The 21,397-nt window shown below is 69.4% G+C and carries 17 protein-coding genes; 5 read left to right on the forward strand and 12 right to left on the reverse strand.

From position 1 onward, the window contains the following. Positions 1–260 precede the first annotated feature (260 nt). Positions 261–1,415 (reverse strand): acyl-CoA dehydrogenase family protein, encoded by a 1,155-nt coding sequence (locus ACMXN5_RS13925; RefSeq protein WP_439675524.1) that lies wholly within the window; start codon positions 1,413–1,415, stop codon positions 261–263. A 218-nt stretch (positions 1,416–1,633) separates the two neighbouring features. On the opposite strand from ACMXN5_RS13925, the gene ACMXN5_RS13930 reads away from it, so the two are divergent. From ACMXN5_RS13930 to ACMXN5_RS13945, 4 genes are all read left to right on the forward strand, one after another. Then, on the forward strand, positions 1,634–3,151 hold the full coding sequence (locus tag ACMXN5_RS13930; protein ID WP_439675525.1) for a class I adenylate-forming enzyme family protein: 1,518 nt from the start codon (positions 1,634–1,636) through the stop codon (positions 3,149–3,151). Positions 3,152–3,372: 221 nt separating this feature from the next. Continuing rightward, a complete protein-coding gene (locus tag ACMXN5_RS13935) occupies positions 3,373–5,568 on the forward strand; it encodes an acetate--CoA ligase family protein (RefSeq protein WP_439678005.1) in 2,196 nt (731 codons plus the stop codon). Between the two features lie 527 nt (positions 5,569–6,095). After that, entirely contained in the window at positions 6,096–6,989 is an 894-nt protein-coding gene (locus tag ACMXN5_RS13940) for an enoyl-CoA hydratase/isomerase family protein (RefSeq protein ID WP_439675526.1), read from the forward strand. Between the two features lie 188 nt (positions 6,990–7,177). Continuing rightward, positions 7,178–7,732 (forward strand): flavin reductase family protein, encoded by a 555-nt coding sequence (locus tag ACMXN5_RS13945; protein ID WP_439675527.1) that lies wholly within the window; start codon positions 7,178–7,180, stop codon positions 7,730–7,732. Positions 7,733–7,795: 63 nt separating this feature from the next. Here ACMXN5_RS13945 and ACMXN5_RS13950 read toward each other — a convergent pair whose 3' ends face one another. After that, a complete protein-coding gene (locus ACMXN5_RS13950) occupies positions 7,796–9,457 on the reverse strand; it encodes a cation acetate symporter (protein WP_395794444.1) in 1,662 nt (553 codons plus the stop codon). Positions 9,458–9,510: 53 nt separating this feature from the next. Beyond that, entirely contained in the window at positions 9,511–9,918 is a 408-nt protein-coding gene (locus ACMXN5_RS13955) for a DUF485 domain-containing protein (protein WP_439675528.1), read from the reverse strand. Positions 9,919–10,560: 642 nt separating this feature from the next. Here ACMXN5_RS13955 and ACMXN5_RS13960 point away from each other — a divergent pair. After that, the gene (locus ACMXN5_RS13960; protein ID WP_439675529.1) at positions 10,561–12,552 is read left to right on the forward strand and encodes a hypothetical protein; all 1,992 of its coding nucleotides are present in this window, start codon (positions 10,561–10,563) and stop codon (positions 12,550–12,552) included. 656 nt (positions 12,553–13,208) lie between these two features. Here ACMXN5_RS13960 and ACMXN5_RS13965 read toward each other — a convergent pair. The 9 genes from ACMXN5_RS13965 to ACMXN5_RS14005 all read right to left on the reverse strand — a co-directional run bounded on the left by ACMXN5_RS13965 (position 13,209) and on the right by ACMXN5_RS14005 (position 21,200). Next, positions 13,209–13,484: a DinB family protein gene (locus ACMXN5_RS13965; protein WP_439675530.1), complete on the reverse strand. Its 276-nt coding sequence runs from the start codon at positions 13,482–13,484 to the stop codon at positions 13,209–13,211. A gap of 222 nt (positions 13,485–13,706) precedes the next feature. Then, a complete protein-coding gene (locus ACMXN5_RS13970) occupies positions 13,707–14,174 on the reverse strand; it encodes a MarR family transcriptional regulator (RefSeq protein ID WP_439675531.1) in 468 nt (155 codons plus the stop codon). 127 nt (positions 14,175–14,301) lie between these two features. Next, entirely contained in the window at positions 14,302–14,814 is a 513-nt protein-coding gene (locus tag ACMXN5_RS13975) for a hypothetical protein (RefSeq protein WP_439675532.1), read from the reverse strand. An 11-nt stretch (positions 14,815–14,825) separates the two neighbouring features. Then, positions 14,826–16,070: a hypothetical protein gene (locus tag ACMXN5_RS13980; protein WP_439675533.1), complete on the reverse strand. Its 1,245-nt coding sequence runs from the start codon at positions 16,068–16,070 to the stop codon at positions 14,826–14,828. Next, the gene (locus ACMXN5_RS13985; RefSeq protein WP_439675534.1) at positions 16,067–16,462 is read right to left on the reverse strand and encodes a hypothetical protein; all 396 of its coding nucleotides are present in this window, start codon (positions 16,460–16,462) and stop codon (positions 16,067–16,069) included. The genes ACMXN5_RS13980 and ACMXN5_RS13985 overlap by 4 nt, the downstream gene beginning before the upstream one ends. A 184-nt stretch (positions 16,463–16,646) precedes the next feature. After that, on the reverse strand, positions 16,647–17,714 hold the full coding sequence (locus tag ACMXN5_RS13990; protein ID WP_439675535.1) for a Zn-dependent alcohol dehydrogenase: 1,068 nt from the start codon (positions 17,712–17,714) through the stop codon (positions 16,647–16,649). A gap of 246 nt (positions 17,715–17,960) precedes the next feature. Next, positions 17,961–19,340 (reverse strand): hypothetical protein, encoded by a 1,380-nt coding sequence (locus tag ACMXN5_RS13995; RefSeq protein WP_439675536.1) that lies wholly within the window; start codon positions 19,338–19,340, stop codon positions 17,961–17,963. Between the two features lie 68 nt (positions 19,341–19,408). Beyond that, positions 19,409–19,654: a transcriptional regulator gene (locus tag ACMXN5_RS14000; protein WP_439675537.1), complete on the reverse strand. Its 246-nt coding sequence runs from the start codon at positions 19,652–19,654 to the stop codon at positions 19,409–19,411. A 619-nt stretch (positions 19,655–20,273) separates the two neighbouring features. Beyond that, positions 20,274–21,200, reverse strand: coding sequence for a cyclase family protein (locus tag ACMXN5_RS14005; RefSeq protein WP_379999219.1), 927 nt, complete (start codon positions 21,198–21,200; stop codon positions 20,274–20,276). Positions 21,201–21,397 lie beyond the last annotated feature (197 nt).

Below are 21,397 nucleotides of genomic sequence, written 5' to 3' on the forward strand. Positions count from 1 at the left end.
CACGGATCCGAGCCGAGCAAACCCAGCCCGTCCGGCGCTTGAGGACAACGCTCTAAACCGCAACCCACGGATCCGAACCGAGCAACCCCAGCCCGTCCGGCGCTTGAGGACAACGCTCTAAACCGCAACCCACGGATCAGGACCAAGCAACCCCAGCCCGTCCGGCGCTTGAGGACAACCGGGTTCAACCACAGCCCACGGATCCGAGCCGAGCAAACCCAGCCCGTCCGGCGCTTGAGGACAAGGCGAGCCGGACCCGGCTAGATCCCCGCGAGCGCCGCGATCCGTTCCCGCTGCGCCCCGCGCTCCCCGAGCACGTGCGCCGAGGTGATCGCCCGCTTCAGATACAGATGGCAGTCGTACTCCCACGTGAACCCGACGCCCCCGTGCAACTGGATCATCTCCTCGGCGACATGCCGATACGCCGCAGTGGCCGTCGTCATCGCCAACGGCGCCATCACCGCCAACTCCCCCGGCGAGCCAAGCCCCGATGCCTCCGCCTCCGTAGCCGCCCACGCCGCGTAGTACAGCGCCGAACGCGCCGTCTCGACCTCGACGTACAGATCCGCGCAGCGATGCTTGATCGCCTGGAAAGACCCGATCGGCCGCCCGAACTGCACGCGCCCCTTCGTGTACTCCACGGTCGCCTCCAGGCACCGCCCCGCCCCGCCGACCGCCTCCGCGGCCACCGCGATCTCGGCCAGCGCCAGCACCCGCTCCAGGGCCGCTTCCGCGCCGACCGCGCCCAACAGCCGGGCGGGCGTGTCCGCGAAGGTCAACCGCGCCTGCTTGCGCGTCTGGTCCAGCGTCGGCAGCGCCGTGCGCGTCAACCCGGCCGCGTCCCGATCCACCGTGAACAGCGCCAGGTCGCCATTGACCCGTGCGCCCACCACGATCAGATCCGCGATCAGCCCGTCGATCACGTGCGTCTTGACACCGTCCAGGCGCCACCCGTCACCGTCGGCCCGCGCCGCCATCTCCACCGCGCGCACATCCCGCCGCCCCGGCTCGGCCAGAGCCAGCGCCCCGAGCGTCTCGCCGGCGGCCAGGCCCGGCAGGTATTCGGCCCGCGCCGCCTCGTCGCCCGCGTGCACGAGCGCGTACGCGGTCAGCACCGACGACGCCAGGAACGGCGAGGGGAAGAGCGCGCGGCCCATCTCCTCCAGCGCCACCACCAACTCGGTGAAGCCGAAACCGACCCCGCCGTACTGCTCCGGAATCGCGAGACCGGCCAACCCGGTCTGCTCGCACACGCGTCGCCACACCTCGGCGTCGTAGCCGGTCTCGGTGGCCATCACCGCCCGGACGGCGGGCGAATCGCTGTGCCGATCGAACACGTCCCGGAGCGCTTTGCGAATCTCCTGCTGCTCGTCGCTGAACTCGACGTCCACGTGGCGCAACTCCTTGACACTCATGTCGCGCGGGGTCCGGGTCGGTCGCCCGGCCCGAGTTCCGGTCGGCCCCATTGACGATCCGGCAGCCCGCGAGCACCAGTATCTGACACACCGTCATACCTTTAGAACATTGCTTTCGTCACACCTCCGAAACGTCGCGTTACCCCGGGCGTGTCGTGTTGTGTGGCATACACCACCCCCCACGCCGATACTTCGCGCGCAGGCCGAAGGGACCCGTTGTGACCGTTCTCGCCCAGGTGCTTCGTGAGGCCGCCCGACGCTTTCCCGAGCGGCGGGCCCTCGTGCACGGCGGAAGCGGGTTCACCTACGGCGGCCTGGACGCGGTGACCGATCAGGTCGCATCGGGCCTGGCCGCACGCGGTGTGCGGGCCGGGCATCTGGTCGCCCTCGTGCTCCCGTCCGGGCTCGAGTACGTGATCGCCTACACCGCCCTGGCCCGGCTCGGCGCGATCACCACCGGGGTGGGACCGCGCTACACCCCCACCGAACGCGCCGCGATCCTGGAGCGCGCCGCGCCGGACCTGGTCCTGGCCGGGGAGGACCTGCTCGACGGCATCCCGGCCGGTCCCGAGGTCGTGCGCTGCGTACCGGCCGCCGACGCGGCAAACGTCTGGACCGAGTTGCGGCTCGACACGATCCCGCCCGCGCCGCCGGTGACGGGGGATCAGGACCCGGACCTGCCCGAGACGGTCGTGTTCACCTCGGGCACCACGGGCACTCCGAAGGGAGCCCTGTTCACCTCCCGGCAAATCGCCGCGATCACCGCGATGGACACCGGCGAGCGCTGGGGCGAGGGCGGCCCGCAACTGATCGCCACCGGCCTGCCGCACGTCGGTTTCATGACCAAGCTCGCCGGCTACCTCAAGTCCGGCGCGACCCTGCACATCCTCGGCCGCTGGCGGGCCCAGGACGCGTTGCGCGTGGTGGCGCGCGAGCGCATCCCCTACCTCGGCGGCGTGGCCGCGCAGGTCTCCCTCCTGCTCGGCCGCCCGGAGTTCGAGCGCTACGACCTCGCCCACGTGCGCGGTCTGATCGTCGGTGGCGGGCCGTCCCCCGCCCCGCTCGTGCACGAGGCCCGGACCCGATTCGGGGCGGGCTACTCGATTCGCTACTCCTCCACCGAATCCGGGGGGCTGGGCACGCTGACCGCGTTCGACGCCCCCGACTCCGAGGCGCTGTACACGGTCGGCCGCCCCCGACCGGGCACCGAGGTGGAGATCCGCGACCCGAAGACCGGCGCGATCCGACCGGCGGGCGAGGAGGGGCAGATCTGCCTGCGATCGCCCGCCGTGATGGCGGGCTACTGGCGCGACCCCGCGGCGACCGCCGCGGCTCTCGATGCGGAGGGCAGGCTGCGTACCGGCGACCTCGGCCGGATCGACGAGGCCGGCTGCCTGCGGATCACCGGGCGGATGACGGAGATGTACATCCGCGGCGGATACAACGTGTATCCGCAGGAGGTGGAGGCGGTCCTGCTCGACCATCCCGATGTGGCCTCGGTCGCGGTGATCCCGCGACCCAGTCGGGTGATGGGCGAGATCGGGGTCGCGGTCGTGGTGTCACGTGCCGCATCCGAGCCGTCACTGGCCGCGTTGCGCGAATTCGCGGCCACACGGCTGTCCGCCCACAAGCTCCCCGAGGCGATCCGCATCGTGCCGGCGCTGCCGTTGACCGGCATGGACAAAGTGGACCGCAGATCCCTGACCCAGCAGGAAAAGTCCTTCGGGGACGTTTAGTAACCGCGCGATGACCAGCAGATATCCGCAACATGTTTGACCAAGTCAGCAAATGTCCAGGTGATCGGACAGATGCGTCGGGACCGGGCCGGTGAGACAGTGGACAGCCCTGACGTCCCATCAGCAAGCTAACTGACTAACCGTCAGCTCGATTCCGGCCTCGATCGGGCTTCGATCGGATCTGGCGGCGACGAAAGATCGAAAAAGGGACGGGCGCGATGATGCTTCACGACAGCAGAGGACACCACTTCCCGGGGCACACTCGAACCAGCGTCACCGCGAACGCGGATCCGTCGGCCGAACTCGACGTGACCGGCCGACCACTCGCGCTCCGCCCCGCCGACCTGGACCGCTTCTTCCGACCCCGCACGGTGGCGGTGATCGGCGCCTCGGACACCGAGGGCCGACCCGGCGCGCGGATCACCGCACAGCTGATCGCCTGGGCCGAGCGGGTCGGCGCGCGGTTGTTCCCGGTCAACCCCAAGCACGAACGCATCGCGGGCCGGCCGTGCCACGCGGACATCTCGGCGGTGCCCGAACCGGTCGACCTCGCGGTCGTCCTGGTCGGCGATCCGGCCGAGGTGCTGGAGCAACTGGCGGGCGCCGGCGTGGGTTTCGCGGTCGTGTTCGCGGCCGGTTTCGCCGAGGCGGGCAACGCCGGGGCCGAGGCCCAGGCGCGGCTGGCGCAGCTCACCTCGGGCGGTTCGTTGCGGCTGCTCGGGCCGAATACGAACCTGAACGCGTTCGAGGAGTTCCGCACCGACCTCGACGGTCCCGCGATCGCGCTGATCACCCAGAGCGGGCATCAGGGCCGACCGGTGTTCGCGGCGCAGGAGATCGGGATCCGGGTATCCCACTGGGCGCCGGTGGGCAACGAGGCCGACCTGGAGATCGCGGACTTCGTGCGGCACTTCGCCGACCAGGAGGAGGTCGGGGTGATCGCCGCCTACGTCGAGGGGTTCAAGGACGGGCGCACGTTCGCGCTGGCGGCCGACCACGCGGCGCGGCAGGGCGTACCGGTGGTGGTGGTCAAGGTCGGCCGGACCGAGACCGGCGCGCGCATGGCCCAGTCGCACACCGGCAAGCTGACCGGCGGCGACCGCACCGCTTCGGCGGTGTTCCGCCAGTACGGGGTCACCCGGGTCGACGGCCTCGACGAACTCATCGACACGTCGCAGTTGTTCGCGCGTACCCGCACCCCGCTCGCGCAGGGTGTGTGCGTGTACTCGATCTCCGGCGGCACCGGTGCGCACATGGCCGACCTCGCCGCCGCCGAGGGCCTGGCCGTCCCGCAGTTGGAGCGGGCCACGCAGGAGAAGCTGCACGGGTGGATCCCGCCGTACCTGACCGTGTCCAACCCCGTGGACAACGGCGGGCACCCGGCGGGCGACGAGCGCGGCCGGAAGATCATCGACACGATCCTGGCCGACCCGGCGATCGGCGTGCTCGTCTGTCCGATCACCGGCGCGTTCCCGCCGATGAGCGACAAGCTCGCGCAGGACCTGGTGGACGCGGCGGAGGCGACCGACAAGGTGGTCTGCGTGGTGTGGGGCTCACCGGTGGGCGACGAGGACGCCTACCGGCAGATCCTCCTCAAGTCGAACAGGGTCGTGGTCTTCCGCACCTTCGGCAACTGCGTCCGGGCCCTGCGGGCCTACTTCGACTACCACCGCTTCCGCACCCAGTACTCGTCCCCGTTCGAGGACGTACCGCGCACCGCGTCGCCCGCCGCGGCGAAGGCGAAGCGGCTGCTGTCGTCGGGCAAGCCGCTGTCGGAGCACTCGGCGAAGCAGCTGCTGCGCACGTACGGGATCCGGGTGCCGCGCGAGCAGTTGGTCACCTCGGCCGCCGCGGCGGTGCGGGCGGCGGGGCTGATCGGCTACCCGGTGGTGATGAAGGCGTGCGGCCCGCAACTGCCGCACAAGAGCGACCTGGGCCTGGTCAAACTGAGCCTGCGCTCGGCAAGCCAGGTGCGGGACGCGTACCGCGAGATCACCGACGCGGCCAAGGAGGCGGGCGCGGGTCGCCTGGAGGGCGTGTTGGTCTGCCAACAGGTCGACCGCGGCGTGGAAATGGTGGTCGGCATCTCACACGACGACCTGTTCGGCCCGACGGTCTCGGTCGGCCTCGGCGGCATCTTCGTCGAGGTCTTCGACGACATCGCCATCGGCGTCCCCCCGTTCGGCGCCTACGAGGTGAAGCGCATGCTAGGCGAACTCCGCGGCCTCAAATGCCTCCAGGGCCTCCGGGGCCAACCCCCGGCCGACCTGGACGCCCTGGTCGACGTGGTCATGCGGGTACAACGTATGGCGTTGGAACTGGGCGACGAAATAGCCGAGTTGGACATCAACCCACTGATGGTCATGCCAAGAGGCGGCGGCACAGTCGCCTTGGACGCCCTCGCAGTGGCGAGATAGCCGGAGCCGAACGAACCAGCCGGCCCACCCGACCCCGGAGCCGACCGAACGGAGCCGAGGGAACCCGAGCGAGCCAGGCGGGCCTGAACGGAACCGAGCAGGCCGAACGAAGCCGACCAGCTTCGCGGGTCCAACGGCCCCGGCGGTGCCGAACGGCCACCCACCCGCAGCCACGGCGCCCTCAAACGCCGGGCGGGCTGAACAGCCCGGCCGGCGTTTGAGGCCAAATAGCCGGGCCGGCGCTTGAGGCCACTCAGCCCGGCCGGCGTTTGAGGCCACCCCAACCAGACCGACACTCAACGCCAGACGCAAACCTCCCAGCCCGGCCGGCGTTTGAGGCCAACCCAACCCGACCAACACTCGACGCCAGACGCAAACCTCCCAGCCCGGCCGGCGTTTGAGGCCAACCCAACCCGACCAACGCCCAACGTCGGACACAAACCCTTCCAGCCCGGCCGGCGTTTGAGGCCAACGCAACACCAGCCCGTCCGGCGCTTGAGGACGGCCAACCACCCACAGGAGCCACCATGACCACCCCCGACCAAGACCTGCTGCACAGCGTGCGCGCCGGTGTCCTAACCCTCACCCTCAACCGCCCCGCAGCCAGCAACTCCCTCACCTGGCCCCAACGCGAACTCCTGATCGAACTCCTGGCAGAGGCCTCCGCAACGGAACAGATCCGAGCCGTAATCCTCACCGCCGCAGGCCAAAAGCACTTCTGTACCGGCATGGACCTCCGCAGCAGCCCCGGCACCAAGTCCCTCCTCGCCGAAACCCAAGCCGACGCCGAAGCCGAAGGCGCAAAAGCGGACGCAAACGCGAACGCGGCCACCAACACCCCCCAACCCCCCACCCGCCCCACCGGCTACGCCACCCGCATGATGAAGACCGGCGTCCAACGCCTCACCAACGCCATCCTCGACTGCGAAAAGCCCGTGCTCGCAGCAATCAACGGCACCACCGCCGGCTACGGCATGAGCCTCGCCCTAGCCTGCGACCTCGTGATCGCCGCCGACTCGGCCCGCTTCATCCAGATCTTCACCCGCCGCGGCCTGGTCCCGGACGGCGGCAGCGCCTACCTCCTCCCCCGCCTGGTCGGCCCGCAGAAGGCCAAGGAACTGATGTTCTTCGGCGACGACCTCCCCGCCGCCGAGGCACTCCGGATCGGCGTCGTGAACAAGGTCGTCCCCGCCGACGAACTCGACGCCACCGCCCGCGAATGGGCCGAGCGCCTGGCCACGGGCCCCACCCGGGCGTACGCGTTCACCAAGCATCTGGTGAACCGCTCCCTCGAAAGCGACCGCACGACGGCCTTCGACGAGGAGGCCCGCATCGTCGAGGCGAACATGACCTCCCGCGACGCCAACGAGGGAGTCGCATCGCTGATGGAGCGCCGCAAGCCGGAGTACTACGGCTGGTAATCGAACGCCGGCGGCCGGCCGAGGCGCCCACCACGGCCCGCCGACGGGCGGATGTGCCTTACGCCACAAGGCAACTGACGAGTCGTCAGATGTGACGAAGGACCCGCTCTCCTTTGATTGACGCAAGGAAATCGGGTGACGTAGCGTCACAGACCCGACGCCCCTAGACACCTGCGAGGAAGTCCATCATGGGCAAGATCGACGCAGCGAGCACGAAGCCGGCGGATCCCGCCGCGATCGCCCTGCCCGAGGGCGACGGCATCGTCGAGGCCGCCACGTTCCGACACGTCCTCGGCCACTTCGCCAGCGGCGTGACGGTGATCACCGCGCTCGACGGCGATACCCCGGTGGGCTTCGCGTGTCAGTCCTTCGCCTCGCTCTCGCTCGACCCGCCGCTGGTCACCTTCTTCGTCGCCAAGACCTCCACCACCTGGCCGCGCATCCGGCCGGGCGGCCGCTTCTGCGTCAACGTGCTCGCCGAGGACCAGGAAGCCCTGTGCCGCGCCTTCGCGGTCAGCGGCGCCGACAAGTTCGCCGGCGTCTCCCACGCCCCGACTCCGACCGGATCGCCGAGGCTGGACGACGTACTGGCCTGGATCGACTGCACGCTGGAGAGCGTGGTGGACGGCGGCGACCACGAGATCGTGATCGGCCGGGTCCAGGCCCTCGACGCGCCGCGCGTGGAGTGCGCGCCGCTGCTGTTCTACAAGGGCCGCTTCGGCCACCCCAGCCGCAACAGGTAGCCACGATCCCGGACCCGGGCGCGAGCCGCCGGGACCGGAGTCCGAGACCGTGGCGGTGCGCGATCAGTGCGCGCCGGCTCCGGTCAGGGCCCTGACCTCGAGTTCGGCGAACTTGCGGTCGTCGTCGTCGGTACGCCGCCGACGGGCCGACAGCGCGCCGATCGCGGCGCACGCGAAGCCGACCGGGATCGAGATGATGCCCGGGTTCTCCAGCGGGATCGGCGCCGGCGTCGTGCAGCTGAACAGCGCCGTGGCGTTGCCCACATCCTTGCGGTCCTTCGAGACGTCGCAATCCGACGCCTGCTTGGCCGTCAACTGCTTGATCGCGGGCTTCGTGTCGGTGGCCCCGCCCCAGCAGATCGGGGACAACAACACCACGAGCACCGAGGTGACCAGGCCGCCGTAGATGCCGAACACGGCGCCGCGCGTGTTGAAGTTCTTCCAGAACAGCGAGAACAGGATGGCCGGCAGGTTCGCCGAGGCGGCGATCGCGAACGCCAGCGCGACCAGGAACGCCACGTTCAACTCGCGGGCGAACACCGACAGTACGATCGCGGTCGTACCGATCACCAGCGCCGAGATCCGCGCGACCCTGACCTCGTCCTTGTCGGTGGTGCGGCCCTTGCGGAAGACGTTCGCGTACAGGTCGTGCGCGAACGACGAGGACGACGCCAGGGTGAGCCCGGCCACCACGGCCAGGATGGTCGCGAAGGCCACCGCGGCGATGAAGGCCAGCATCAGGGCCCCGCCGGTGGTACCCGCGCCGCCGCCGAGGTGCTCGGCGAGCCGGGTCGCGGCGGTGTTGCCGCTCGGGTCGGCCTTCTTGATCTCCTTGCTGCCGATCAGCGCGGCGGCGCCGAAGCCCAGGATCAGGGTCATCAGGTAGAACACCCCGATGATGGCGATCGCCCAGGTCACCGAGCGGCGCGCGACGCGGGCGTTGGGCACGGTGTAGAAGCGGACCAGGATGTGCGGCAGGCCCGCCGTACCGAGCACAAGGGCCAGACCGAGCGAAATCAGGTCGATCTTCGACCAGCCGTCGGTGGCGCCGTACTTGAGCCCCGGCTGCAGGAACGACTCGCCCGAACCGGACTTGCTCGCCGCCGTGCCGAGCAGGTCCGCCACGTTGAAGTCGAACTTGGCCAGCACCCACACGCACATCACGAACGCGCCCACCATCAGCAGGCCGGCCTTGACGATCTGGACCCAGGAGGTGCCCTTCATGCCGCCGACCGTGACGTACACGATCATCAGCGCGCCGACCGCCGCGATGACCGAGATCTGCGCGGCGTCGCTCTTGACGTCGAGCAGGAGCGAGACGACCGAGGCCGCGCCGACCATCTGTGCGATCAGGTAGAAGATCGACACCACGATCGTGGACACGCTCGCGGCCGTCCGCACGGGCCGTTCGCGCATCCGGTTCGCCAGCACGTCGGCCATGGTGAACCGGCCGGAGTTGCGCATCGGTTCGGCGACCAGGAGCAGCGCCACCAGCCAGGCGACGAGGAAGCCGATGGAGTACAGGAACCCGTCGTAGCCGGACAGCGCCAGGATGCCCGCGATGCCGAGGAAGGACGCGGCCGACATGTAGTCGCCGCCGATCGCCAGGCCGTTCTGGAGCGAGGTGAACGAGCGGCCGCCGGCGTAGAAGTCCGCCGCCGTACGGTTCTTGCGGCTCGCCCAGAAGGTGATGCCGAGCGTCACCACGACCAGTATGGCGAACATCGCGAACGTCCAGCCTCGGTTGCTGGACTTCGCGGCGAGTTCGAGAGAAAGATTCACGCTTCGAGTTCCTCTCGCAGTTCGGTGGCGACGGGGTCGAGTCGGGTACGCGCGAATCGCGAATAGGCCCAGGCGATCACAAACGTCGACACGAACTGGAGCAGACCGAACACCAGGGCGACGTTGATGTGGTTCATCAGTTCCTTGGCCATGAAGTCGCGCGCGTAGGCGGACATCACCACGTACAGCAGGAACCACGCGAGGAATGCGGCTGTGACCGGGAAGATGAAGGAACGTTGACGCCGTTTCAGCGACCCGAATCTCGGATCCTGTTCCATCTCCAGATACCCGGTGCGGTCGTCGACATATGGTGCGCGCGGAGCCGGGACGGAGGCGGATTCCGGTGTCGGCGCGGATTCGTACTCGGGGGGCCGATCTTGCGGGTCTTTGTGCGGAGTCGGCATGGGGCGGTAGGGCTCCTCTCCAGCGGACACCCCGCGCGTGGCCCGAGGCGCCGATCGGGTACCAAACCGCGGTCCGTGGGACCTGGGGCCGCAGCGGAGCGAGTTTAGAGGCGCCGCCGGGACGCGCGGAACCTATCCGATCAACTGAAAGCGGGACTGACGGGTTACGCGGATAACCCATGAATTCCCAAGGCCCACAGAATTGACCGAACTTGACACCGATTCCCCGAACTTCGACCGAACCATCGCCCAAGTAGCCTATTCCGGATCGCCTTTGCCAATTCCGGTCACACCCGAAAGCTCTCGATCACCATCCCCCGATCCGGATCTTCCCCATCCAACCCGTCGAGCCGGCGCACCGCCGGTCACCGCCGCCGCACCCGGGCCGCGCCACCACCGCCCACACGTCGGCGACCCGATCCACAAGCAACAACCCACGCCCACCGCAGTCCCGCCGCCCGGGCGACCCGACCCGGGGCCGCCCGATCCGAGCCAAGGCCGACCACCTTCTCTGGGACCGCCGGCGGGAGTTCGGCCGGACCCCCGTCGCGCCCCTGCGGCCCCACGTACAAAAGCGCACGTCAACCCCATAATGGGGGGCACGGTTGTACGAGGTGGTTCGGGGGAGCGTCACCGCAAGGCATGGACGAGCACGCACGCGTCGGCGAAGGCATGAGCAAGCGGGAGGCCCGCCGGCTCCTCATCGCGGACTACTCCAAAGCACGGGCCGCCCGGCCCGATCCCGACCTGATCGGGCGGGTGGGCCGTCCGACGTACCGGTTCACCGGCTACACGTCCGCCGACGAGGCGCTTGCCGCGACCGCTCTGGACGGGCCCGGTCTCCACCGCCTGGGCCGGGCCTTCGTCGGCCTCGCCCAGGAGGCCCGTACATTCGACGAGACCGCCAAGCGGGAACGGGAAGCCGCCGCGAAGGCGGAGAGCGCAAACGCACGCGGCAAGCAGAACCGCAAGCCCGACCGGGACCAGGCACCCGCGGACGGAAAGCGCCGCGGATTCTGGAATCGCTCCAGGCCGCGGAAGTCCGTCGACGACAGGTCCGCGGACGAGCGGTTCCAGGAGCAGCTGGAGGCTCGAACCAGGGAGAAGGTCTGGGAAGCGGTCGTGGCCCGGAACCTGGTTCCGCAGCCGAGGGTGTTCACCGGTCGGGCCGCCGACGACCGTGCCGGCTACGTCGCCGACCATCACGAGTGGCAGGCGTCCCAGGAACACCTGCGCGCGGACCTCGACGACATCACGGCCACCGCCCTCGAAGCCATGGTCGACCACTACAGCCGGGGGCGTGTCGTCCCGGGCACGGCGCATCTGGCCGACGCAGCGCGGCAGTTGAGGGCGGCCGGCGTCGAGCAGCGGATCCACGCGATGCACAGCGAGACCCGTCTGCGATTGGCCGGGTGGCATGCCGTGGCCGAGGAGTTCGCGAGCACCGCCGGCGCCGCGTACGAGGACTTCAGCAGGGACGCGATCCCGAACGCGGCGGCGTCGATCAAGCTCCGGTGGAGGGATGACGTGTCGATCACCGGCGAGGCCCTGGACGAGATCGTCGGGATCGTGCAATCGCAGTGGGCTTCGCGGGCACGCGGGTTCGAGCGGGAGGCCGAGGGCTATCGCAATCAACTCGCTAGGCACGACGAGGCTTTCCCGCCCGGAGTGTTCACCCGGCTCGCCGCGGACCGCAAGGCGTTCGCCGGAGTGATCCTGGAGGACCTCACGCAGGGCCGCACGGCGCCGCAAGAACCCGACGTCTTCGCCGACCGTGTCCGCCTGCTGGAGGAACGCTCGACCACACTCCTGAACCTGGACGCCGCCTCACGGCAGCCGGGCGCCGGCGTCGAGCCCGACGGGAACGCGATCGAACCGACGGGCGCGGCCTCGGAGTGGTCCGTGGACGGCCGGGACGTGAACCGGATCGTGAGCGAGGCCGACACCGCCATCGCCGGCATCGACACCTCCCTCGCCCGCGAGGAGCAACGACAGGCCACATCCCGGTCTTCGACACCCGACGAAGGGGCGCCGAAATCGGGCGAGGCGGCCGCGCCGCTAGGCAAGGGGCCGCCGGTCGCACGGCCCGACCGTCCGGTCACCGCCGTCGGGTTCGTACCGGCGTCCGGACCGGCAGGTGACCGCCACCCCGGAGACCACCCGAAGCCCACCCCCGAGGCGGCCACTCCCGATGTGGCCAGGTCACCCGAACACGGGCCGCATCCGGGGGCCGCCCCCCACGCCGGACAGGCACCGAAACCGGATACCCCACGGCGAACACCGGGCGAGGGCTCCGCACCGCGAGCCACCGACCCGGCACGGGCAACGCCGCCGCCGAGCCCGCGACGCGATCGCGAATCCGGCCGGGACCCGCCCCCGAATCCTTCGCGCCCGGCGCCCGGTTCACCCGGATCCCACCACACGTTCCGCCTGAATCACTCCGACCCGATCGGAAAGGCTCCCCGGCCGGCCGCTTTTCCCGCCACGTCATGCGCACCTTTCCAGGAATCGGTCATGACCAAAAGGCGGAAGCCGGCGGGACCCCGGTCGAGGAGACCGACCGACGCCAGAAGGCGAAGACGCCTCGGGCGATCCTGCCCGCCTCGGCGTCCGACGGCGCCACGCCCAGGATAATCGCCTGGCCGGCCACGGCAGATCACGGCATCGGTGCCAAGGGGCCTGCGGGGCTGTCCACAGCTCGGATCCGGAGGTCACCACCCCGGCTCTCGCAGCGGACGCCGCCCGAGGAGAAGTCCAGTTCAAGCGCGACACGGCCTCTTGCCGGAACCCACTCCTGCCGAACTCCGAGCACGAGTTCCCCAAGGTGGCCCGCGAACGGCGTCTCATCACGCACGGACCGGACTTCGTTGCGGCCCCAGTCCCCCATATCGAAGCCGCTCTCGGGCTCGGACGACTCGACCATGAGGCACCAGTCCGTGCCGCCTGCGATGTTGGTGGACCCGCCTCGATCGTCGATCAGCCAAACCTCGACCAAGTCATCGGCAGGTTGCCCGTCGTGCGTGTGCCACGAAGCCATCACCTGGACAAGTCGGCTGCCGACCAACGACGCAGGGTCGATGCCGGGTCCGTGCAGAGGGCAGACCGGATCCAGGAGTTCAATCCGAGGACAGTAACGCCTGTCAGCAGCACCTCACTTGATGAAACGGGATGGTCCTCGGCATGTTCCTTGTCGTCGGCTGTCACGCAGAGCGATGGGCGTCTCCGGCCGCCGGCGTCCGCACCCGGCCCGTCCGAGCACCACAGCGGGTCGCACAGCCCGAGGAGCCGGCTCAGCGTTCCTGCACGTCGAGGTCACGGACGCAGAACCCGTGGTGTACCCACTCCTCGTTCAGCACCACCCGCAGGCACTCGGCCACCGACTTGCCCACGGCGTACGGCGGCCGGCCCGGCCCCGCAGGAACGGGAGCGACTGCGGACAACTCGTCGACCGTCACGCTCGCCAGCCAACGCTCCAGCTCGGCGGACTGTTCGTCGCGCACGGCCAGCACCTCGTCGAGACCCGGGGTCGCCGCTCGATCGAGGCCCTGTTCCTCCTGATCGGGCACGAAGCCGGACGCCAACCCGATCCGAGTGAAAGGCCGGGTCGATCCCAGACAGCAGCGGCGAAACAACGAGTCGTGCACGGCCCTGCGGTCCTCCACCCCGGCCGCCGGGACCGCGTGATGATTCCGAAGTCCAACGACCGGAAGCCACCCCGCACGCGCGCGTTGACCAGGGGACGGACCCCCGACTCGCCGGGCCCGGGCATCCGGCCCGGGCACCGTCCGTCACGTGGCCGGGCCCCCTGCGTTGTGGATCAGGCGTTGGAGGACCTTGAGCGTCGTGACGTAGTCCGCGTCGTCGATGCCCTCGTGGAGGGCCGCGCGGATCGCGGGGGCGTTGCGGGCGAGGTCGACGCGGGCCTGTTCGCCCGCCTCGGTGAGGAACAGGCGGTCCTCCGCGTCGCGGGTCAACCACCCGCGCTCCACCAACACCTCGGACTCCGCCGCCAAGTCGTCCTCGGCGCGAAGGTAGGAGGCCATCGCCACCCGCAGTTCCGGCACGGTCATCCCCGCGCCGTCGGGCGAGATGTCGTTCACCGACAGATTGCGCAGCAGCCAGAACTGCGGCTGGGTGTAGCCCTTCTCAGCCTGCCGGGCCCGGGTGTAGGCAATGAGCGCCTCGTAGGCGACGCCGGTCCAGTAGGCGGCGGGCTGTCCGGCGAGTTCCGCATCGGAGATCTGCTGGGCGGTCATGGCACGTCCTCCTGGTACGTCGGTGCGAATCCTGCACTGCGTGCAGGTCATGCGGCGACCGTAGGACTTCAAGTTGACTTGAAGTCAAGCGCGCGATCGCCCCCGATGCGTCGCCGGAGACCGCCGGTCAGTTGAAGGCGTCCAGGTACACCGAGCAATCCATCGCCCCCGGCGGCGTGTTCACCATCGCCGTCGTGGGCCACGTCCTCGTGTCGGTGAGCGCCGTGGTCGTGCCCATCTCGGGCCGCCAGCCGTGGCGTTCGGCGAAACGGCGGACGTTCTGCGCGCCGACGGCGTCCATCGCGACCGGCGTGGTCAGTTTCGCGTCCGCCAATACCCCCGGGACCGTGCCGCAGGGGATTTGGTACGTCAGCTGTACGAGCGTCCCGCGCATGTTCGCCCGCACGTAATAGCGCACGTTCGTGGCCCCCGACGGCAGCGTGAGTCCGGTCAACCGCAGGGATTCGCTCAGCGATACGTCGCCGCTCCCGGGGTCCGCACGCGCGTCGCGATCGTCGGACGACCACGGATGCCACAGGAACAACCGCAGCACCCCATAGCCCAGCAGGCCAAGCACCAGCATGCCCACGCAGAAGGCACCGGCCAAGAACAGGGCGCGCCTGGCGCCCCTCCGCACCACGCCCGCGGACGTCACCCGACCAGACCCGGAGCCATGTACCACGTCGTGCTGCCCACGATGTCGAAGTCGTGGGCCAGGCCCGTCTCGTTGAGTCGAGCGAGGTCGTTCTGCGACACGCCCTTGATGTCGCTTCGGGGTGTGCCGCCCTCGGGATTGCCCCAGTTGTAGCGCTTGTAGATGTCGATCCGGATCGTTCCCTCCGGATGGCCGTTGACCATCTTGAAGTCGGTCCCGACGATCCGATATTGATAGCCGTTCATCGTGTAATAGAAGTCCTGCAACTCGGGCGTGACCGGTCCGTTCTGCATGTCGCGGGCCACGCTGCCGCCCTGCCACCCGGTGTCGAAATTACCACTCGGCGCATTCGCCCGCATGGTGTCGTTGAGGATCTTCTGAAACCCGGGATCCGCCTTCAGGAACTCCTGCGCGTCGAACTGGACGTCCCGCCCGTCGCCTTCGAGCCAGTACTTCATGTAGGAGGCCGCACGCTCATTGTCGAAATACGCGTCCTGCCCGACGACCATGGCCATTGCCGCCAGTTCGGTCGCGCGGTCCTTGGCCGTGGGCTCGGTGACGTTGAAGTCGCGCTTGGGGCCCGTGTCCTCCGGGCTGACCGGCGGCTTCGTGAAGTAGGGCGGGATGAGGTTGGACCCCCCGAAGCTCGTCGTAGTGCGATCCGGCGGGTGGTCCGCGATTTCCCGGATGCGCTTGGCGATGCTCCGGGCCGATTCGTCGTGCTGCCTTTTCAGGTCCTTGGCGGAATCGAGAATCGCGTCCAGGTCGTCTTCGGCCTGTTCCAGCGCCTTCTTCGCCTCCGCGTGCCGCGTGAGCAGGGCCTCCTGCTCCTTGCCGGACGTGGTCATCACCTCGAAGAAGCGCAGATCGACGTCCGGATTCCCCTCCATCTGCTTCACCCGGGCCCGGGCCGCCACCGCCTGGGCCTCCAGTTCCGTACGCGAGCGCTGATATTCGGCGAGCAGGAACGACCATTCGCCGATGGTGCGTTCGACGCCGGACAGGGCGTCGTGCATGGTCCACACCTCGGGATAGATGTGCTGCACGGCGTCGTGGCAACTGCCGCCGGCCAACCCGCTCCAGGCCCCGGGATCCCGCAACGTCTTCTCCATCTCGGTGCGTACATTGCCCACCTGCCCCGATGCCTGGCGCACCTTCTCGGCCAGCAGCGCAAGCGCCGGCAACAGCCCGGGCGCCGGATCGAATCGCAGCCCCGGAAACTCCTTCTCGGCCGAGCTCACGCGAACGCCTCCCCGATCCGGCTCGGCGAAGCGGTAGCCGCAGCCGTGGTCGCGGAGGTAGCCCCGGTCGGCGCGGACGAGCCGTTCGGAGCGAGCGCGGATCGCAGCGCGCCCATGGACGTGGCCGTGTGCTCATCGGTCACGGCGTAGGCCTGCTTGGAATCGTCGACGGCCTTGCGGAATTCCCCGATCCGGTCCTGGAAATCTTCGACCCGCTTCGACCACTTGTCCTTGAAGTGATCACAGGCGGTGTCGAGATCCTTGTGCCCGGTACGAATCGGGCCGGTCTCGTGGAGTGCGTCGAGCGCCCATTTCGCGGCCTGGGCCGAGCCGTCGAACCCGGATATCAGTACATCCAGCCACGCAAAGTCGACAGAGAACTTTTCCGCCATCGCAATCCCCCCGGTTCGCAGCGTGGCAGAAACTATATCCCGTCTGTTGTAGAGGGCAATGAAAAACTCGGGAATCGCTCATGATCAAAAAGAAGAAGCGCGTCCCTCGACCACGAGGGACGCGCTTCGACATCACAGCGCTCACCGATGGAAGCCACCGGAACGCCGGTTGAGAAGGCCGACGTCAGAAGACGAAGACACCTCGGGCGATCTTGCCCGCCTCGGCGTCCTCCACCGCTTGGTGGAAGTCGTCCAACGCGTAGGTCTGGGTGACCAGTTCGTCGAGCTTGAGGGCGCCGGTCCGGTACAGGTCGGCGTAGCGGGCGATGTCGTACTGCGGGCGCGAGGAGCCGTAGCGGCAGCCCATGATCGACTTGTCCAGGAACATCGAGGACACGTGGAACGACGCCTCGGCGTCCGACGGCGCGACGCCCAGGATGATCGCCTGGCCGGCCCGACCGAGCATGTCGATCGCGTTGCGGATCACCGCGACGTGCCCGACGCACTCGAACGCGTGGTCCACGCCGCCCGGGACGAGTGCCTGTACCGCCTTGACCGAGTCCTCCACGGCGCGCGCGTCGACGAAGTCGGTCGCGCCGAACTCGCGCGCCACCGCCTCCTTCGCCGGGTTCGCGTCGACGGCCACGATCCGGACCGCGCCCGCGAGCTTCGCGCCCTGGATCACGTTCAGCCCGATGCCGCCGGTGCCGATCACCGCGACCGTGTCGCCGGGCTGTACCTTCGCCCGGTTGAGCACCGCGCCGACACCCGTCAGCACCCCGCAGCCGATCAGCGCGGCGGAGGACAGCGGGATGTCCTTGGGGATCTTCACCGCCTGGACGCCCTTGACCACGATCCGCTCGGCGAACACCGACAGTCCCGCGAAGTTGTAGACCGGCTTGCCACCGCGCGTGAAGGGCTGGTTGAGCTGACCGAAGCTCTTGGCGCACATCGTCGGCCGACCCCGGTCGCACTCACGGCACGCGCCGCACGAGGCCAGCGTGGACAGCGCGACGTGGTCGCCGACCTTGACGTGGGACACCAACTCGCCCACGGCCTCCACGACTCCCGCGCCCTCGTGCCCGAGCACGACCGGGGGCGGGAAGGGGATGGTGCCGTTGATCACCGAGATGTCGCTGTGGCACAGACCGGCCGCGCCGATCTTCACCAAGACCTCGTTGGCCCCGGGTGCGCGCACCTCCAGGTCGTCGACGATCGAGGCTTCCTTGCCGTCGAAAAGAACGCCCTTCACCGGTTCCTCCTCCATCGGAAATGGGCTGACGAGCCGGGGCGCTCGACGGCTGACCGACCCGACCGTCTCCGGAACCGAATTCCGAGCGCGCACGCGTACCCGCGCGGCACTCTAGCCCGGAACTGATGAGCAGTCAGCCGGTTGTGACAGTCCTCTCGTATCACCCCGAGACCACCTCTGATCAGCCCGTAATCACACACGTGTCACCACCACGCGCGGTTCACCACCGGTGCCGCGACGGCGACTTCACGGCACGCGCGCCACCCCGGCGACATCGAGAATCCGATGCGTCACCGCGACCGGAAGCGCGGGATTGGCCGCCGCACTCGGCCCCAGCTCCGGATCGTCCAACAACGCGAGCAACCGCTCGACCGGCACCCCCGGATGCCGCGCGAGCGCCGTCCGCACACGCCGCTCCGGATCGGCGAGCAACCGGACGACCACCTCCGTCGGCGCATCCGGATCCCGCAGCACCAACTCCCGCATCCCGGGATCCGGATCATCGGCGAACCGAGCAAGCCCACGCGTCGGAAACCCCGGCCGCCAGGTCAGCCGCCCTCGATTCCGCCCCCGAAAGGTCCGATACGCCCCCAACAACAACTCCGGCGCGACCCCCACTTGATGACGACAGGTCAGCACCCGCACCCCGAGATCGGAGTCCCCCGCCAGCACGTCCCGTGCCTCCCCCGAAAGCCCGCCCGCACACGCCGCGATCCGCCGCACCCCGGCATGCGCCGACCGCGCCCACGTATCGGGCGTGCCCGCCGCCGGACGCGCGACGTACCGAACCGCGTCGTCCAGATCCTCCAACTCCGGCACCCGGTAGTCGATCGCCGCCCGCTGACCCTCCGTCAACTCCCGTCGCATCGATACCTGGTAACGCACGGCAGGATCGGGATCACGCCCGAGCACCGCCACCAGATCGGCCGGCAGGTGCGGATTCCCGGCGGCGTAATACCGATAGTGCGCCGGCGCTTCGCCCCACACGATCCGCTCGGCATCGGCACGGGCAAGCAGCCGGTACGAAATCGCCGACTCGCTGCCTCGCCCGGTCGGCGTCCAGTCGATGTCGGTCAGACACGAGCGTGCCTCGATCGCCACCCTCCTGGCATGGCCGCGCACCCCGGGCACCGGGTCCAGCGTCAATGCCACCCGCTCGGCGGCGGAAAGTCCTTTCCACCACCCGCACGACATAAGCCGCAGTTCCGCCTCCGGTCGCCGGCAAAACGATCGGAGGACATGCACCGGGGTGTCCCGGGAAAACACCAACTCCCCCATCACCTCGTCCCGGGTCAACATCCCACCGCCGTCGCCCTCGCACGACATCAGCCAGGAGAGGCACCGCGCGTATGCCTCGTCCGACAACGGACGCGGATCCCCGTCCGGATGCGGCCGGCCGGCCACCGCCCGCGCCACCACGATCCAATCCGGATCCGTCACCAACCGCGCCCGTTGCACCGGATCGACGTACGGATTCCCGGCAACCGCCATCCGCACCCAACGATCGGAGTGTCCGACCATCGCCTCGACCACGTCCCGTGTCAGGTGCGCGGTCTCACCAAGCGCAAACCGGACCTCCCGTCGATCGACCGCGGTCAACGCCCGCAACACGACCCCGGCAGGCACCCCCGGATTCCGCAGCAACCCCGCAACCAGCCCGTCGACCACAACCGCCCCCCATCCCCTGCCGAGCATCAGCCGGCATGCGGCGTGAGCACGACCCCCGACGCGTCCCCGTCCAGGGTGACGCGCACCGACGCGTCGAGCGCCGCCGCCCATCGAGCCGCCAAACCCGGGGGCACCGTCCCGCCCGGTTCGAGCCGCGCGACCTGCCCCCGCGTCAGCTCCGCTCGGCGAGCCGACTCCCACTGCGGAATACCCAACACGGTTCGCCGGTCGTATACCGCCTGCCCGAAGTCGAAGGCCATCCGGATCTCCATCCGAACCCTCCCGTCGTGGTGCCGCGATCAAGCCCCGTGTGCGGATCAATGCTCGCCCCACCGACCATGCGTGCCAAGTCCGCCGCGCGGCCCGGCGGGCTCACGCCCCCGCGACCACGAAGTGGCCTCTGCGGGCGCGGCGTTGGGCCGAGGCGGCCGCGGAGAGCAAAAAGCTTGCCGGCGAGCGTCACCGGGTAACGCGTGTCCAGCACTTGCCAACTGCCGAAAACTTCATGTCGGGCCGCACCGCACCGGTGACACCGCGCCGCGAGGGCGCGGTGGTGCGGGAGTTGCGGAAGTGGCTGCTGCGTCGCCCGAACCGCGGCGCAGACGAATCGTGATCTGTCGCGCGAAATCGGCGCCCCGAGGGTGTTGACGGGCCGTCCGACACTGATCACCCTGAGTGTGGCGGTCGTTCGCGAGGGGACGACGAGGCGCCCGGGTCGTGCCCCGGGTTTCCTCGACGAAGTGGGACCGCCGCCGTTCCGGGCCTCGTCGCGGTGCCCGGAACGCACGCGGGCCCCGGGACAGGTCGATCCTGTCCGGGGCCCGCGCGCCGTGCGTTCTACGCGTGTTCGGGAAAGCGGCCGGTCCGAAAACGGCCCGCCCGCCCCGGGCCCTACTTGATCGCCACCGGGTTCACCGGCGTCCCCACGCCCCCCACGAAGGGCTCCGGCGACGCCTCCAGGAAGAACTCGTACACACCGTCCGCCGCGCAGTCCTCGGACAGCTCCTCCAGGTTCCAGTTCTGCCCCTGGAGCATGCCCATCTCCACCAGGTGCAGCGCGTGCACCGCCATGAAGCAGTCCTCGATCTCCGGCGGGAACACCTCGAACGTCACCGTGTCGTTGGCCACCGCCGCCACATCGCGCGCGTGGAACCACTCGGGCGTGCGCACCGACAGACCGGGGCCGTAGAAGTACATGTCCTTCTCGCCCGCGAAGTACTGCCGGATCTGCCCGGTGCGCACCAGCACGATGTCGCCCGCGCGCACCTTCACGTCGCCGAACTCCTCGGCCGCCTCCAGGTCCGCCGGCGTGACCGCGTACTCCGGCGCCAGCATGTCCACACCCTTGGCCCGCGCCACGTCAAGCAGCACCCCGCGCGAGACCAGCGTCTTCACGTTGTGGATGCCCAGCTTGCGCGCGCCCTCCTCGGCGGTGACCGTCTCCTTCGCCGAGTGGCCGTTGTACAGCCGGTCGTCGTACGTCGCGTGGGTCAGCCCGTCCCAGTGCGTGCCCGCCTGGATGCCCATCGTCACCGCGTCGTCGCTGGTGGCCACCGTCCCGGGGCCGAAGACCTCGTGGTTGACCAGGAACGTGGTGCGCTTGGGGTTGTCCCGGCCCGGGATCATCCCGTTCTGGATGCCGTCCTCGCGCAGCTCGACGGCCAACGAGAAGCGCTTGCCGGTGCGGACACAACCGGCCGCCGCCCGGACCACGTCGTCCGTGATCAGGTTGATCGTCCCGATCTCGTCCTCCCGGCCCCAGCGGCCCCAGTTGTTCACGCGTGCGGCCAGTTCGTGGAACTCGGGGGGCAGCGACATGGGGGCCTCCTCCAGGCGGTGGTGACACGTGCCGACGGGCACGAATACCCACGGGCACATTCTCGAACGGATCCGGGAAGCGTGCGCCGTGCTGTGTGCTGCGGCACTCTACCCAGGAAAACTAACGGATCGTCAGATAATGTCGAGAGGGCGTTCTCACAGGCCGCGCACCTTGCGTACGCAAGGCCGCGAGGCCG

This window comes from Embleya australiensis (genome assembly GCF_051903075.1).
Classification (GTDB): domain Bacteria; phylum Actinomycetota; class Actinomycetes; order Streptomycetales; family Streptomycetaceae; genus Embleya.